Here is a 13,704-nt window from a genome sequence, read left to right as displayed (position 1 = left end):
GGGATGGGCGCCCAGAGCGACAGCCGGGTCTGAATGACCCCAACTGGTCCGTCCAATCCAGGGGTAAGTTTACGTTAGCGTAAACGTAAATCAGTTGTTAGTCTAAGGTAAATTTCCATGAGGAGCCCTGCCATGGCCAGTTCGTTATCCCCCCGTTTTGGCGACCTTCCCCTGCTCATCGGGGGGCACGCCGTGCCGTCCCAAAGCGATCAGTGGTTGCCGGTTCACAGCCCCCTCGATCAGCGCCTGCTGGCGCGCGTGCCCTGCGCCACCAGCGATGAGGTGGAGCTGGCTATCCAGAGCGCCGCCGAGGCCCAGCGCAGTTGGGGACAGGTACCTGCCCCGGAGCGGGCGCGGGTGATGATGCGTTTTGCCCACCTGCTCAAGGTGCATCATGACGAGCTGGCCGAGCTGCTGGCCCAGGAGACCGGCAAGACCCTGGCCGACGCCAAGGGGGACGTGTGGCGCGGCATTGAGGTGGTGGAGCAAGCCTCCGGCATCGCCAGCCAGATGATGGGAGAGACCCTGGGCAACGTGGCCCGCGGAGTGGATGGCCACTCCTGGATGCAGCCCCTCGGGGTGTGCGCCGGTATCACCCCCTTTAACTTCCCGGCCATGATCCCGCTTTGGATGTTTCCGCTCGCCATCGCCTGTGGCAACGGCTTCGTGCTCAAACCCTCCGAGCAGGATCCCCTCACTCCCATGCGCCTGGCCGAGCTCTTCAAGGAGGCCGGCGCCCCCGATGGCATCCTCAGCGTCATCCACGGCAGGGGAGAGCAGGTGGATCAGCTCATTACCCATCCTCTCATCAAGGCGGTGAGCTTCGTCGGCTCGGCCCGGGTCGGGGCCCATGTCTACCGCACCGCCACCCATCACCTCAAGCGGGCCCAGTGCTTCGTCGGCGCCAAGAATCACATGGTGATCCTGCCCGATGCCAACAAGAGCCAGGTGCTGAGCAATCTGGTGGGGGCCGGGGTCGGCGCCGCCGGCCAGCGCTGCATGGCCATCAGCGTGGCGGTCTTCGTGGGGGCGGCCCGTGACTGGATCCCCGAGCTGGCCGAGGCGTTTCGCGCGGTGCGCCCGGGCCCCTGGAACGACGAAGGGGCGGCCTATGGCCCCCTCATCAGCCAGGGGGCGAAGGCACGCGTGGCGGGTCTTATCGAGGCCGGCGTCCGTGAGGGGGCCGAGTGTCTGGTGGATGGGCGCTCGGTGGAGGTGCCCGGCTACCCCGAGGGCAACTGGATGGGGCCTACCCTGTTTCGCGGCGTGACCACAGAGATGGGGCTCTACCGGGAGGAGATCTTCGGCCCGGTGCTCGCCTGCATGGAGGTGGAGAGCCTGGAGCAGGCCATCGCACTTATCAATGACAACCCCTATGGCAACGGCACCTCGCTCTTCACCGGCAGCGGCGCCGCGGCGCGTCACTTCCGCCATGAGGTGGCGGTGGGCCAGGTGGGGATCAACGTCCCTATCCCGGTGCCGCTCCCCTTCTTTTCGTTCACCGGCTGGCGCGGCTCCTTCTACGGGGATCTCCACGCCTACGGCAAACAGGCGGTGCGCTTCTATACCGAGACCAAGACGGTCACCGAACGCTGGTTCGACGACGAGTCGGCCGCCGGCCCCAATCTCACCATCACCCTGCGCTGAGGAGCAGACATGGACTTTAGACCCACCGAGGATCAGAGAGCCTTTATGGCGGCAGCGGCCGCCTTCTCCGAGGAGGCCCTGGCCCCCCACGCGGCGCGCTGGGATCGGGAGCATGAGTTCCCCATCGAGACCATCAAGGGGGCGGCCGAGCTCGGCTTCTGCGGCCTCTACACCACGCCGGATCACGGCGGTCTGGGGCTGCCCCGCCTCGATGCCAGCCTCATCTTCGAGCAGCTCGCCATGGGCTGCACCTCGACCACCGCCTACCTCACCATCCACAACATGGTGAGCTGGATGCTGGGGCAGTGGTTGCCCGAGGCGACGGCCGCCGTCTGGGTGCCGCGCCTGGCGAGCGGCGAGCTGCTCGGCTCTTACTGCCTCACCGAGCCGGGGGCAGGATCGGATGCCGCTGCCCTCAAGACTCGAGCGGTGCGCGAGGGAGAGGAGTACCTCATCGACGGCAGCAAGGTGTTTATCTCGGGGGCAGGCAGCACCGACGTGCTGGTGGTGATGGCCCGCACCGGTGGCCCCGGGGCGGGGGGGATCTCCGCCTTCATGGTGCCGGCCGAGACAAGGGGCGTGCGCTACGGCAAGGCCGAGGAGAAGCTCGGCTGGAACAGCCAACCGACCCGCGAGGTGATCTTCGAAGGGGTCAGGGTGCCTGCCGCCTATCGTCTGGGGCAGGAGGGTGAGGGGTTCAAGTTTGCCATGCAGGCGCTCGATGGCGGGCGCATCAACATCGCCACCTGCTCGGTGGGAACCGCCCAGCGGGCCCTCGACGACGCACTCGCCTATGTACGGGAGCGCGAGCAGTTCGGTCACCCGATCAGCGAATTTCAGAGCGTGCAGTTTCGTCTGGCCGATATGGCGACCGAGCTTGCCGCGGCGCGCCTCTTGGTGCGTCAGGCGGCGGCGAGGCTCGATGAGGGCTGCCCCGACAAGAGCGCCTGGTGCGCCATGGCCAAACGCTTTGCGACCGACATCGGCTTCAGGATCTGTGACGAGGCGCTGCAACTGTTCGGTGGCTATGGTTATACCCGCGACTACCCCCTCGAGCGCTATCTGCGCGATACCCGGGTGCATCGCATTCTGGAGGGAACCAACGAGGTGATGCGCCTCATTATTGCCCGCCGCCTGCTCAGCGAGCAGGGGCTCAGCCTGGAGTAAATGCCCCATGATGACAAGGATCCATGTGGAGTATCACGGTCATACCGCCCTGTTGACCCTGGACCATGCTCCCGCCAATACCCTGACCCTGCACGGATTGCAGGCCCTTACCCACATACTGCAGGAGGTGGCAAGCCGCCCCGAGGTGGTGGCCCTGGTGTTCTCTGGCAGCGGCGAGAAGTTCTTCTGTGCCGGGGCCGATCTCAAGCAGTTTTCCGGCGATGACAAGGGGCTGGCCCGCGAGGTGGGCGAGGCCTTTGGCCAGGCCTTCGACACCCTGGCCGCCTTCCCCGGCGTCACCATTGCCGCCATCAACGGTTTTGCCATGGGGGGCGGGCTCGAGTTGGCGCTCGCCTGCGACATCCGCATCGCCGAGCAGCAGGCGGTGCTGGCCCTGCCGGAGGCCTCGGTAGGGCTGCTCCCCTGTGCCGGCGGTACCCAGCGCCTCACCGAGTTGGTGGGGCCGGGCTGGGCCAAGCGGATGATCCTGTGCGGCGAGCGGGTCGATGCGACCCTGGGTTACGAGATTGGGCTGGTGGAGCAGGTGGTGCAGAGCGGGCACGGGGTCGAGGCGGCCCGGCGCATGGCGGCTCACGCCGCCCAGCAGAGCCCGGCGGCCTTGCGTGCCTGCAAGGGGCTCATCAATCAGGGGCGTCGTCGTCCCCGTGACGAGGCGCTGCCTTTGGAGCGCGAGGCCTTCCTCGCCCTGTTCGATGACCCCAATCAGCAGGAGGGGGTGCAGGCCTTCCTGGAAAAACGTCCACCCCGCTGGCACTACTGAGACGAGGAGAGCCTGATGACAGTCCATGTCAGCCATCTGCCCCTGCCCGGGGATCTGTGTATCGGCGTCTTGACCCTGGATGCCCCCGCCTCCCTCAATGCCCTGAGCCTGCCGATGATCCGGCTCCTGAGCCGGCAGCTCGCCCTGTGGGCTGAGGATCCAAGGGTACGCGCCGTCTGGCTGGAGGGGGGAGAGAAGGCGTTTTGCGCCGGCGGTGATATCCGCTCCTTCTACCACCTGGCCCAGGAGCAGCCGGTGAGTGTGCTCGGTGAGTTCGCCGCCGATTTCTTCGAGCAGGAGTACCGCCTCGATCACGCCATTCACACCTATCCCAAGCCCATCCTCTGCCTGGGCCATGGCATCGTCATGGGCGGCGGTATCGGCCTGTTGGCGGGGGCCCGTTTTCGCATCCTGACCGAGCAGAGCCTGCTCGCCATGCCCGAGGTGAGCATAGGCCTCTACCCGGATGTGGCCGGCAGCTGGTTCCTGTCACGTATGCCGGGGCGGCTCGGGCTCTGGCTCGGTCTCACCGGGGCCCGCTTTAACGGCAGCGATGCCCTGGCGCTCGGGATGGCCGATGCCCTGATCCCGGCGGCGCGCCGCGCTGAGCTCAAGGAGCGGCTGCAGGGGCTGGACTGGCGGCTCGAGGGGGAGGCGCTCGATGAGGCCATCTTCGGCCTGATCGATCGCCTCGGGGAGGGGATGCCGGCCCCCGAGCCTCTGCTGCTGCCCCACAGGGTGCAGATAGAGGCGCTGCTGGCCGGTCGCTCCCTCGAGGGGATCCTGGCGCGCCTGTTTGCCGCCGATCTCGCGCCCTGGCCGGCCCTGGCCCAGGCCCAGGCGACGTGCCACGGTGGCAGCCCCATCAGCCGGGCCATCGCCTGGCAGCAATACGGGCATGCCCGCCACCTGTCGCTGGCCGAGGTGTTTGCCGAGGAGCTCGCCCTCTCGGTCAACTGCGTGCTGGAGGGGGATTTTCTGGAAGGGGTGCGCGCCCTGCTTATCGACAAGGACAAGTCCCCGCGCTGGCGCTTCGCCAGGCAGAGCGAGGTGCCCGCCGACTGGCTGGCCGACATGTGGCGCTGGCGCGGCGGGGACAATCCCCTGGCCCAACTTGCCTAAGGAGAGAGAATGAACATCGCATTTATCGGTCTTGGTAACATGGGTGGCCCCATGGCCGCCAACCTGGTCCGCGCCGGTCACCGGGTGCGGGTCTACGATCTGCTGGCCGAGCACCTGGCCGAGGCGGCCGCCGCCGGCTGCATCGCGGCGGCCAGCGCCCGCGAGGCGGTCTCGGACTGTGAGGTAGCCATCACCATGCTGCCGGCGGGGCAGCATGTCACCGGCCTCTGGCTCGGCGACGATCTGCTCGGCGCCCTGCCACCCGGCACCCTGGTCATCGACAGCTCGACCATCGACGTTGCCTCGGCCCGCGCCGTGGGTGAGGCGGCGCGGGCACGCGGGCTGCGCTTTGTGGATGCGCCTGTCTCAGGTGGCACCGCCGGGGCCCGGGCCGGGACCCTGACCTTCATCATGGGGGGGGAGGCGCTCGACGTGGAGGCCGCCAAGCGTGTACTCGCGGCCATGGGGCAGAACCTGTTTCACGCAGGCCCCCTTGGCGCCGGTCAGATCGCCAAGATGTGCAACAATATGCTGCTCGCCATCCAGATGGCGGGCACCGCCGAGGCCCTGGCCCTCGGGGTGAGCGAGGGACTCGATCCCGCCGTGCTCTCGGCCATCATGGGCAAGAGCTCGGGCAATAACTGGTGCCTGGAGCGCTACAACCCCTGGCCCGGGGTGATGGAGAGTGCCCCGGCGTCACGCGACTATCAGGGGGGCTTCATGACCCGGCTGATGGTCAAGGATCTGGGACTGGCCATGGCGTTGGCCGAACACGCCAGGAGACCGGTGCCGCTCGGTGCCGCCGCCCGCAATCTGTTTCAGCTCCACGCCCAATGGGGCAACGAGGCCCTCGACTTTTCCAGCATTCAACGGCTCTATCGTGGTCCGGAGCATTGAGAGGAGTAAGCATGGATATTCATGACAAGCTGATTGCGGTGACCGGTGCCGGTCGTGGTCTGGGTCGGGCCATCGCCCTGGCGCTGGCCTCTGAAGGGGCCAGAGTGGCGCTGCTTGACGTCAATCGCAGCGATCTGGAGGTGACCCAGGCCGAGGTGGAGAGTCGGGGAGGGGAGGCGCTGCTGCTGCCCTGCAACGTGGCCGATGAGGCCGAGGTGGAGGGGGCCTTCGCCCGACTCGGCGAACTCGGTCCCCTCAGCGGGCTTGTCAACTGTGCCGGCATATTGCGCGACGGCCTGCTCATCAAGCGCCGGGATGGTCATCCCCTCGAGAAGCTGTCGCTGGCCCAGTGGCAGGCGGTCATCGACGTTAACCTCACCGGCACCTTCCTGTGTGGCCGCGAGGCGGCGGCCCTGATGAGCCAGACCGGGGGCGGCGTCATCATCAACGTCTCCTCCATTGCCCGGGCCGGCAACATGGGCCAGAGCAACTATGCGGCGAGCAAGGCGGGGGTGGCAGCCCTGGTGGTCACCTGGGCCCGTGAGCTGTCGCGCTATGGTATCCGGGTGATGGGCATCGCCCCCGGGGTGTTTGCCACCGACATGACGGCAGCCATGAAGCCCGAGGCGATGGATCGGATGCGTCAGGCCATCCCGGTCGGGCGACTCGGTGAGGCGGCCCAGATCGCCGACACGGTGCGCTTTATCCTTCGCAACGACTACCTGAGTGGGCGCATGATCGAGATCGACGGCGGCCTGCGTCTCTGAATGGCCAGCATGGACGGCTGCATGGCCATGCAGCCGTCCTCCATGCCATCTCTTTCTCCAAATTGCAACTGTGTGAAATGTCAGGGGATCTTGTCTAATTTGACCCCTGTCACAGGCAACCTGTGTCATTTCTGTAAAATTGCGCCCGGTCAAAACCGGATCGATTAGAGGTGATGAACGTTGCGGCAGGCATAATCATGCAATATAGTTGCCGCCCTTTTCATGGGCCCCGGAGCGGGGTTTGCCTTCTTTAGTGCGAGTGGATTGAATAGGGACGTCAATCGCTGCCACAGCAAGCAACGGGACAGAGATGGATAATAAATTGGGTCTTGGCGCCCTCGTCTCCCTGGTCATTGGCTCCATGGTGGGAGCCGGCGTCTTCAGTCTGCCGCAAAATATCGCCTCCCACGCCGGGGTCGGTGCCATCGCCATCGGCTGGCTCGTCACCGGCCTTGGCATGATCTGCCTGGCCCTGGTCTATCAGTCGCTCTCCATGCGTCGTCCGGATCTCGACGGCGGCATCTTCAGCTATGCCAAGGCGGGGTTTGGTGACTTCATCGGTTTCAATGCCGCCTGGGGTTACTGGATCTGCCAACTGCTGGCCAACGTCTCCTATGCCGTGGTGGTCTTCAGCGCCCTGAGCTACTTCTTCGATACCCCGGAACGGGTCATCTTCGGCGATGGCAACACCCCCGTTGCCATCGTGCTTGCCTCCCTGCTCATCTGGTCGGTGAACGCCCTGGTGCTCAAGGGGGTCAAGATGGCCGCCATGGTCAACGTGGTGACCACCATCGCCAAGATGGTGCCCCTCATCGTCTTCTGTGTGGCGATCCTGCTCGCCTTCCATATGGAGACCTTCACCCTCGATATCTGGGGCCAACAGACCCCTGAGCTCGGCTCCGTGCTCGAGCAGGTCAAGTCCACCATGAAGGTGACCCTGTGGGTCTTTATCGGCATCGAGGGGGCCGTGGTGGTATCGGCTCGCGCCCGTCATCGCCGCGACGTGGGACGCGCCACCGTACTGGCCCTGCTCGGCGCCCTGGCTCTCTACGTCATGGTGACCCTGTTCACCCTGGGGGTGATGAGCCAGCCGGAAGTGGCCGCCCTCAAGAACCCCTCCACCGCCCTGATCCTCGAGAAGGTGGTCGGTCCCTGGGGCGCCTGGCTGATTAACATCGGCCTGGTGATCTCTGTGATGGGCGCCCTGCTGAGCTGGACCGTGCTGGCGGCCGAGGTACCCTATATCGCCGGCAAGACCGGGGTCTTCCCCGAGTGGTTCTCCCGGGAGAACAAGAACGGCTCGCCCCAGGTGTCGCTCTGGTGCTCGGCTGCCCTGGTGCAGTTCTTCCTCATCGTCATCTACTTCCAGAGCTCCACCTATCTGGCGCTGGTGAACATCGCCACCGCGGCCGCCCTGGTGCCCTATGTCTTCTCCGGCGCCTATGGCCTCAAGCTGGCGCTCTCGGGGCAGACCTATGAGGGGCAGCCCCATCAGCGCAAGCGCGACATGCTGCTGGCCCTGATCGCCACCGGCTACGGTTGCTGGCTGGTCTATGCGGCGGGGATCGAGTACCTGCTGCTGGTGGCCCTGCTCTATAGCCCGGGGATCTTCATCTACTGGAAGGCGCGTCAGCATCACGGCCTGCGCGGCATGAACCGCCTCGAGCAGGGGATGACGGCGGCCCTGCTCGGCTTTGCCGTGCTGGCCTTCTACAAGGTGATGGACGGTACCATTCCCCTCAATTAACAGGCACCATGACGGGATGGCTCTACGCCATCCCGTGTTGTTATGAGCAAGGAATTCTTATGTTGTTTCTCGGGTATCTGTTGCTGGGGGCCTGCGCCGGCATGCTGGCCGGTCTGTTTGGCATCGGCGGCGGACTCATCATAGTCCCCGTGCTGGTCGCCACCTTCCGCCTGCAGGGGGTCCATCCCGATGTCATCACTCACCTGGCGCTGGGCACCTCCATGCTCACCATGATCTTCACCGGGGTGAGCTCCTTGCGGGTGCACCAGAAGCGCGGGGCCGTGGATTGGCCCCTGATCCGCCAGCTTGCCGTCGGCATGATCCTGGGGGGCTGGCTCGGTGGTCTCACCGCCAGCCTGCTGCCGGCCACCACCCTCAACCTTATCATCGGCATCTTCGCCTGGACCATGGCCCTGCAGATGGGGCTCTCCCTGCAACCCAAGGGGGGGCGGCCGCTGCCCGGACGGGCGGGTAACGGGGTGGCCGGGCTGGTGATCGGCTGGATGTCGGCCATCTTCGGCATCGGCGGGGGCTCGCTCACCGTGCCCTATCTCTCCTGGTGCAGCGTGCCCATGAGCCGGGCGGTGGCGGTCTCGGCGGCCTGTAGCCTTCCCATCGCGCTCTCGGGTAGCCTCTCCTATCTCTATGCCGGATGGGGGCATGGGGACTTGCCCGAGTGGTCGGTGGGCTACGTCTACCTGCCGGCGCTTCTTGGCATAGTGCTTACCAGCACCCAGTTTGCCCGCATCGGTGCCAGGTTGGCCCATCGTCTGCCTCCCAAGCGCCTCAAACAGGGGTTTGCCTGCCTGCTGCTCGTGGTGGGGGCGAAATTTATGCTCTTTAGCTGAGGCTGCTGCGCCAGGTTGCGGCAACTTGCTGAAAAAGCAGACGAACGCGCCTGAAAGAGGCAAAAAGCCGTTGCATTGAAGGGGCGCTCTGTTAGACTTCACCGCGTTCGATGGTGGCCCCATTGGTCCTCTCGCATCGATAACCCGTCTACCTGGTCAGGTCCGGAAGGAAGCAGCCAAGGCGGGGGACTCGAGTGCCGGGATGTGGCTGGTGGGGCCGCCTCCATTTCTGGAATATCTATCGCTTATCTCCCCTTTGCCCTCTGGTCATCCACATGGTGTGGACGAGGAGGCGCAGCCTGACGCTCTTCCGCTTTGCTCTCTCTTCCGCCTGTTTCTCAAGCCGACATTGGGCCATCGCCGCCTCGCTATGAGATCCACTGCTGGCGGCTGTAGTGGCGTTTTAGCTGGGGGTCGCTGCTGCGCTCCAGCTTCCAGCGCTGGCAGCCGTTGAAGGCGGTGTAGTCGGCCAGCGTCTGCTCCAGGGCCGGCAGGAAGTCGTGCAGCCGACCGTCTTCGCGATAGGCGGCCGGCTCCAGCACCAGATTTTTAAGCAGCAGCTTGCCGCAGGCTCGCTCGGCCTTGACGTCGAGACGGCCGATGAAGTGCTCCCCCCAGAGCAGCGCCAGGGTGTAGTAGCCAAAGCGGCGCTTGGGTGCGGGCAGGTAGACCTCCAGCTGGTAGTCAAACCCGAACCAGTGGCGCAGCCGCTCACGCTGGATGAGCAGGTTATCGAACGGGTTGAGCAGCCACACCCGGTTGGGCACTCCGGTGGGGGCTGCGAGATCGGATTCGAACCAGTAGCGCTCGCGCCCGACCGCAAAGCTCTCGAGTCGGCCCTCCTCCTCCATGGCCGCCAGCGCCGCCTTGATGGGCGCCTGCACGTTGCGGCGCAAATACCCCATCTGCCTGAGGCTGCCAAAGCCCTGGGCGGCTAGGTAGCGCTCGACAAGGTGACGGGCGAATGCCTCGTCATCGGGGGGCCGGGTGTCGATGCCGGCAGGCAGCACCCGCTCGGTCAAGTCGAACACCTTCTGAAACTTCTCCCGCCGCACCACCATGAGCGCTCCTTCCATAAAGAGTTGCTCGAGGGCCTTCTTGGCCGGCTTCCACTCCCACCAGCCCCCTTTGTGACCGGGGTGGTCGAAGTCGCTCGCCTTGCACGGGCCCTGCTCGCGGATGCGGCCGAGCACCTGATCCATCACGGCACAGTCACGCTCGAACCAGTGACGCTGGCCATCGCGCAGGGCCAGCTTGCGCGGCAGGCTGAAGCGGTAGTCCTCCATGGGCAGGTAGGCGGCGGCGTGCGACCAGTATTCGAACAGCTCGCCACGGGCGAGGGCGGCATCGAGCTGAGCGGGCTGGTAGCCCGGCAGGCGTGAGTGCAGCACATGGTGGTGGGCGCGCTCGACTACGTTGATCGAATCTATCTGCACATAGCCGAGGCGCTGCACCGTGGTGAGCAGATCCGCAGGAGGTGTGAGCAGCCCCTGGCGGGCCAGGTTGATACGGCGCCATTCGAGGGGAGAGAAGGGAGAGGACATCGAAGCTCCATATCGTGACGGTTGGGTGGTGACACCAGGAAGGAGACCCGGGCTCGAGGCGAGGCCCGGGCGCTCTGTGGTCATGGGTCTGTGTTCAGCAATTCGCCATGGCCGGGGTGCAGCAGCCGCATCACCAGGGCGCAGTAGAGCACGGTGAGCAGCACGGTGAGGAGGCGATCCCCCATGGCGACCAGACTCTGGCTCGGCAGCAGGCTGGCCAGCAGGGTCAGCAGCACCGTCATGGCGCTCTGGATGACGGGGATGGGCCAGCCGCAGGCCAGGCGTCCCGAGAGCCAGAGGCTGGCCGCCAGGGCGCAGAGCAGGGCGAAGGGGGGATTGGGCAGCAACCAGATGATCAATACCAGGGGCAGGGCCACCAGGGCGCCCAGCAGGTTGGCGGTGAGCAGGGTGCGGGCATTGCTGCGGGTCAGGGTGGGATCATTGGCCCGCAGCAGGTTGGCCAGGGTGGCACCGATGAGGATGGCGCTCTGATCCTGGGCCGCGATGGCCAGGGCCACGGCCAACAGCAGGGCGGCGCTCTTGCCCAGCACCTGCAGTGCCGAAGGGGGGCGGCTGTCGGTTGCCGCCGGGGTCGGCCAGCTCGGCCAGGGGCGGGGCCAGAGGGCGAAGGCGAGCAGGGTCCAGAAGATGGCCTTGACGATGGCCTTGCCCATCAGGGGGGCGATGGCCATGGGCCAGCCCGGATCGCTTTGTACCAGCACCAGGCTCATGGTGGTGACCATGAGCCCAAGCAGCCCCACCAGATCGGCCGGGTTACGCTCGAGGCGGGCAAACAGGGCCACCACCAGCGCGATCATGGTCAGCCAGAAGGCGAAGAGATTGCCGCCGGTCAGGCGGGCCATCAGACCGATGAGGGCACTGCAGGTCACCACTACCCCCAACAGTTTGACCAGCATCACCAGGGGGGGGCGTCCTGGCATCAGCAACAGCAGGATCACCGTGAAGATGGGGGCGAGCATGGGCAGGCTGGCCCCGCTTTGCATCTCTATGGCCAGGACAACCATGGGCATTATCCCAAGACGCAGTGCCCCATGGCGCCATGCTTGCCCGCTCATGAGAGGTAGGAGAGCTGGGCCAGTACACGCAGCCAGAGGCCGCCGACCCACTCCATCCAGGCGCTCTTGCCCGGATAGAAGAGCACGGTCGCCTGGGAGCCATAGCGCAGGCCACGTGGCAGCGGTTCGTCCAGCACCAGGGTGACGGGGAACTGGCGCCCGGCCTGTTTGCCGCTGGGGGCCATCAGCAGACCCGTGCTCTGATCCGTGCCCAGGCTGCCGGCACTGCCAAAGCCCAGGCTCTCGAGGCGGGCCTTGAAGACCCGTCCGGGCAGCACATCAAACAGGATCTCGGCCGGTTGTCCCGCCCTGAGATACTCCAGGGCATTCTCGTCGAGCATGGTGGTGATCCAGATTGCGCCTGTGTCGATAAAAGTCATGGCCGGGGTGCCCACGGCCGCATATTGGCCAGGGGCCAACTGGATATTGGTGATGGCGCCCTGATTGGGGGCCACCACTGTGGTGCGCATCAGGTCCAGGCGTGCCTTGGCCAGGGTGGCCATCGCCTCCTTGAGGCGGGGGTTCTCCTCCCCCTGGGGACCCAGACTCTGGCGGGCGCGCTGCAGATCGGCCTCGCTGGCGGTGAGGGCGGCCTCGGCCTGGGCCAGGGTGGCGCTGGCCTGATCCCGCTGGGCGGCCGACATGACGCCCCGGCGCGCCAGCTCCAGCACCCGGGCCGCATTGTCGGCGGCGTTATCGCGCGCGGCCTTGGCCTGCACCATGCGGGCCTGGGCGGTCTGCACCGCGGCGGTGTCGGCGCCGATCGCCTGCCCTACGCTAGAGACATGGGCCTCGGCCTGGGCCAGGGCGATGCGGTAGGGATCCGGATTGATGCGAAACAGGGGGGCGCCGGCGGCCACCTGGCTGTTATCGCTCACCTCGACGGCGCTCACCTTGCCGGCCACCTCGGGGGCGATGCGGATCAGAAAGGCCTGCACGCTCCCCTCGCGGCTCAAGGGGGTAAGGCGCTGGGCAAACAGCACATAGACGAGGACCACCAGGGCCAGGAGCACAAGGGTGAGGGTCAGGCGGCGAACCGGATCGCGATGGGGGGCATCCATGATGGAGGGCTCCTGTTAATCAGAGAGAGGTGGCAGGGCACGGCTTGTCATGGCCCTGACCGGGACGATATAAAGCCCTGATACTATTGCATGGAAATCCGTCATCATGAAGATCCACTCCGATGAGTTGATGCAGTTCGTGGCCGTGGTGGAGGCGGGCAGTTTTCGCCAGGCGGCCGACAACCTCGGCATCGACAACTCGGCGCTTAGCCGGGGCGTGAAGCGCCTCGAGCAGAAGCTCTCCACCGTGCTGCTCAACCGCACCACCCGGCGCCTGGGCCTGACCGAAGAGGGGGCCTGGCTCTATCAGAAGGCGCTCACGATCATCGCCGAGATGGCCGAGGTGGAAGGGACGCTCCTGATGCGCCGGGAGCAGCCCGAGGGGATCTTGCGAGTCGACGCCGCCACCCCCTTTATCCTGCACCAGCTGGTGCCCCTCATCGGCTGTTTTCGGCAGCGTTATCCGCGTATCGAGCTGCAGCTGCACAGCTCGGAGGGGTTTATCAACCTGATGGAGCGCCGGGTCGATGTGGCCATCCGCATCGGCGAGCTGGAGGACTCCTCCCTGCGCGTCATGCCCCTCGGGCGCACGCGCATTCGCCTGCTGGCCTCACCCGCCTACCTCGCTCGCAGTGGTACACCCGAGACGGTGGCAAGCCTGAGCCAGCACACCCTGCTTGGGTTTATCGCGCCCGATCACCTCAATCACTGGCCCCTTCGCTCGGCCTTGGGGGACCGCCTGCCGGTGACCCCCGGCCTTCGCGCCAGCAGCGGCGAGACCCTGCGCCAGCTGGCCCTGGCCGGGGAGGGGATCGTCTGCCTGTCCGACTTTATGACCGGCGAGGATAGGGCCAGCGGGGCCCTGGTCGAGGTGCTGGCCAGCGCCAACAGCGGCGCCTCGCGCCCGATCAATGCCGTCTTCTACTCCGATGCCCAGCGCGATCCGCGCCTGCGTGTCTGGCTCGACTTTCTCAAAGCCAGCCTCGGTGAGGGGGCTCTCTAGGCGCATCGGCAAAAACGTCAGGCCCCGCAGTGCGGGGCCTCTCT

General features: G+C 66.1%; 12 protein-coding genes and 1 other RNA gene. 10 read left to right on the top strand and 3 right to left on the bottom strand.

Annotation, left to right across the window (positions count from 1 at the left end; all coding sequences use genetic code 11):
- The first annotated feature begins 132 nt into the window (after window positions 1-132).
- The 9 genes from AB5Y48_RS07900 (at window position 133) to ffs (ending at window position 9,193) form a co-directional block, all read left to right on the top strand.
- Window positions 133-1,647 (top strand): CoA-acylating methylmalonate-semialdehyde dehydrogenase, encoded by a 1,515-nt coding sequence (locus tag AB5Y48_RS07900; RefSeq protein WP_224159976.1) that lies wholly within the window; start codon window positions 133-135, stop codon window positions 1,645-1,647.
- A gap of 9 nt (window positions 1,648-1,656) precedes the next feature.
- Window positions 1,657-2,814 carry an acyl-CoA dehydrogenase family protein gene (locus AB5Y48_RS07895; RefSeq protein WP_050665976.1) on the top strand — a complete coding sequence of 386 codons (1,158 nt, stop codon included), beginning with the start codon at window positions 1,657-1,659 and terminating at the stop codon, window positions 2,812-2,814.
- Between the two features lie 10 nt (window positions 2,815-2,824).
- Complete coding sequence (locus AB5Y48_RS07890) at window positions 2,825-3,595, top strand: enoyl-CoA hydratase (protein ID WP_368164151.1); 771 nt, start codon at window positions 2,825-2,827, stop codon at window positions 3,593-3,595.
- 15 nt (window positions 3,596-3,610) lie between these two features.
- Entirely contained in the window at window positions 3,611-4,717 is a 1,107-nt protein-coding gene (locus AB5Y48_RS07885) for an enoyl-CoA hydratase/isomerase family protein (protein WP_368164135.1), read from the top strand.
- 9 nt (window positions 4,718-4,726) lie between these two features.
- Entirely contained in the window at window positions 4,727-5,614 is an 888-nt protein-coding gene (mmsB, locus tag AB5Y48_RS07880) for a 3-hydroxyisobutyrate dehydrogenase (protein WP_368164134.1), read from the top strand.
- A gap of 11 nt (window positions 5,615-5,625) precedes the next feature.
- Window positions 5,626-6,381, top strand: coding sequence for an SDR family oxidoreductase (locus AB5Y48_RS07875; RefSeq protein ID WP_368164133.1), 756 nt, complete (start codon window positions 5,626-5,628; stop codon window positions 6,379-6,381).
- A 310-nt stretch (window positions 6,382-6,691) separates the two neighbouring features.
- Entirely contained in the window at window positions 6,692-8,128 is a 1,437-nt protein-coding gene (locus AB5Y48_RS07870) for a basic amino acid/polyamine antiporter (RefSeq protein WP_050665980.1), read from the top strand.
- 59 nt (window positions 8,129-8,187) lie between these two features.
- Window positions 8,188-8,976 (top strand): sulfite exporter TauE/SafE family protein, encoded by a 789-nt coding sequence (locus tag AB5Y48_RS07865; RefSeq protein ID WP_224159979.1) that lies wholly within the window; start codon window positions 8,188-8,190, stop codon window positions 8,974-8,976.
- Between the two features lie 120 nt (window positions 8,977-9,096).
- An RNA gene (ffs, locus tag AB5Y48_RS07860) (signal recognition particle sRNA small type) lies at window positions 9,097-9,193 on the top strand.
- A gap of 151 nt (window positions 9,194-9,344) precedes the next feature.
- Here ffs and AB5Y48_RS07855 read toward each other — a convergent pair.
- The 3 genes from AB5Y48_RS07855 to AB5Y48_RS07845 form a co-directional block, all read right to left on the bottom strand.
- Window positions 9,345-10,520: a winged helix-turn-helix domain-containing protein gene (locus AB5Y48_RS07855; protein WP_368164132.1), complete on the bottom strand. Its 1,176-nt coding sequence runs from the start codon at window positions 10,518-10,520 to the stop codon at window positions 9,345-9,347.
- A gap of 80 nt (window positions 10,521-10,600) precedes the next feature.
- Window positions 10,601-11,596, bottom strand: coding sequence for a DUF2955 domain-containing protein (locus AB5Y48_RS07850; RefSeq protein WP_368164131.1), 996 nt, complete (start codon window positions 11,594-11,596; stop codon window positions 10,601-10,603).
- On the bottom strand, window positions 11,593-12,657 hold the full coding sequence (locus AB5Y48_RS07845; protein ID WP_368164130.1) for an HlyD family secretion protein: 1,065 nt from the start codon (window positions 12,655-12,657) through the stop codon (window positions 11,593-11,595). Before AB5Y48_RS07845 ends, AB5Y48_RS07850 begins: the two co-directional genes overlap by 4 nt.
- A gap of 106 nt (window positions 12,658-12,763) precedes the next feature.
- Between AB5Y48_RS07845 and AB5Y48_RS07840 the strand changes: the two genes are divergently transcribed.
- Entirely contained in the window at window positions 12,764-13,660 is an 897-nt protein-coding gene (locus tag AB5Y48_RS07840) for a LysR substrate-binding domain-containing protein (protein WP_368164129.1), read from the top strand.
- Window positions 13,661-13,704 lie beyond the last annotated feature (44 nt).

Source organism: Aeromonas sp. R6-2, from assembly GCF_040908155.1.
In the GTDB taxonomy this organism is placed as follows: Bacteria; Pseudomonadota; Gammaproteobacteria; order Enterobacterales; family Aeromonadaceae; genus Aeromonas; species Aeromonas schubertii.
This window is presented reverse-complemented; position numbering and strand designations above follow the sequence as displayed.

Bases quoted from the DNA above. Each gene is read 5' to 3' on its own strand.
- AB5Y48_RS07845 (WP_368164130.1), bottom strand. From the start codon at position 12,657: ATGGATGCCCCCCATCGCGATCCGGTTCGCCGCCTGACCCTCACCCTT.
- AB5Y48_RS07895 (WP_050665976.1), top strand. From the start codon at position 1,657: ATGGACTTTAGACCCACCGAGGATCAGAGAGCCTTTATGGCGGCAGCG.
- AB5Y48_RS07890 (WP_368164151.1), top strand. From the start codon at position 2,825: ATGACAAGGATCCATGTGGAGTATCACGGTCATACCGCCCTGTTGACC.
- AB5Y48_RS07900 (WP_224159976.1), top strand. From the start codon at position 133: ATGGCCAGTTCGTTATCCCCCCGTTTTGGCGACCTTCCCCTGCTCATC.
- AB5Y48_RS07875 (WP_368164133.1), top strand. From the start codon at position 5,626: ATGGATATTCATGACAAGCTGATTGCGGTGACCGGTGCCGGTCGTGGT.
- AB5Y48_RS07885 (WP_368164135.1), top strand. From the start codon at position 3,611: ATGACAGTCCATGTCAGCCATCTGCCCCTGCCCGGGGATCTGTGTATC.
- mmsB (WP_368164134.1), top strand. From the start codon at position 4,727: ATGAACATCGCATTTATCGGTCTTGGTAACATGGGTGGCCCCATGGCC.
- AB5Y48_RS07865 (WP_224159979.1), top strand. From the start codon at position 8,188: ATGTTGTTTCTCGGGTATCTGTTGCTGGGGGCCTGCGCCGGCATGCTG.
- AB5Y48_RS07840 (WP_368164129.1), top strand. From the start codon at position 12,764: ATGAAGATCCACTCCGATGAGTTGATGCAGTTCGTGGCCGTGGTGGAG.
- AB5Y48_RS07870 (WP_050665980.1), top strand. From the start codon at position 6,692: ATGGATAATAAATTGGGTCTTGGCGCCCTCGTCTCCCTGGTCATTGGC.
- AB5Y48_RS07855 (WP_368164132.1), bottom strand. From the start codon at position 10,520: ATGTCCTCTCCCTTCTCTCCCCTCGAATGGCGCCGTATCAACCTGGCC.
- AB5Y48_RS07850 (WP_368164131.1), bottom strand. From the start codon at position 11,596: ATGAGCGGGCAAGCATGGCGCCATGGGGCACTGCGTCTTGGGATAATG.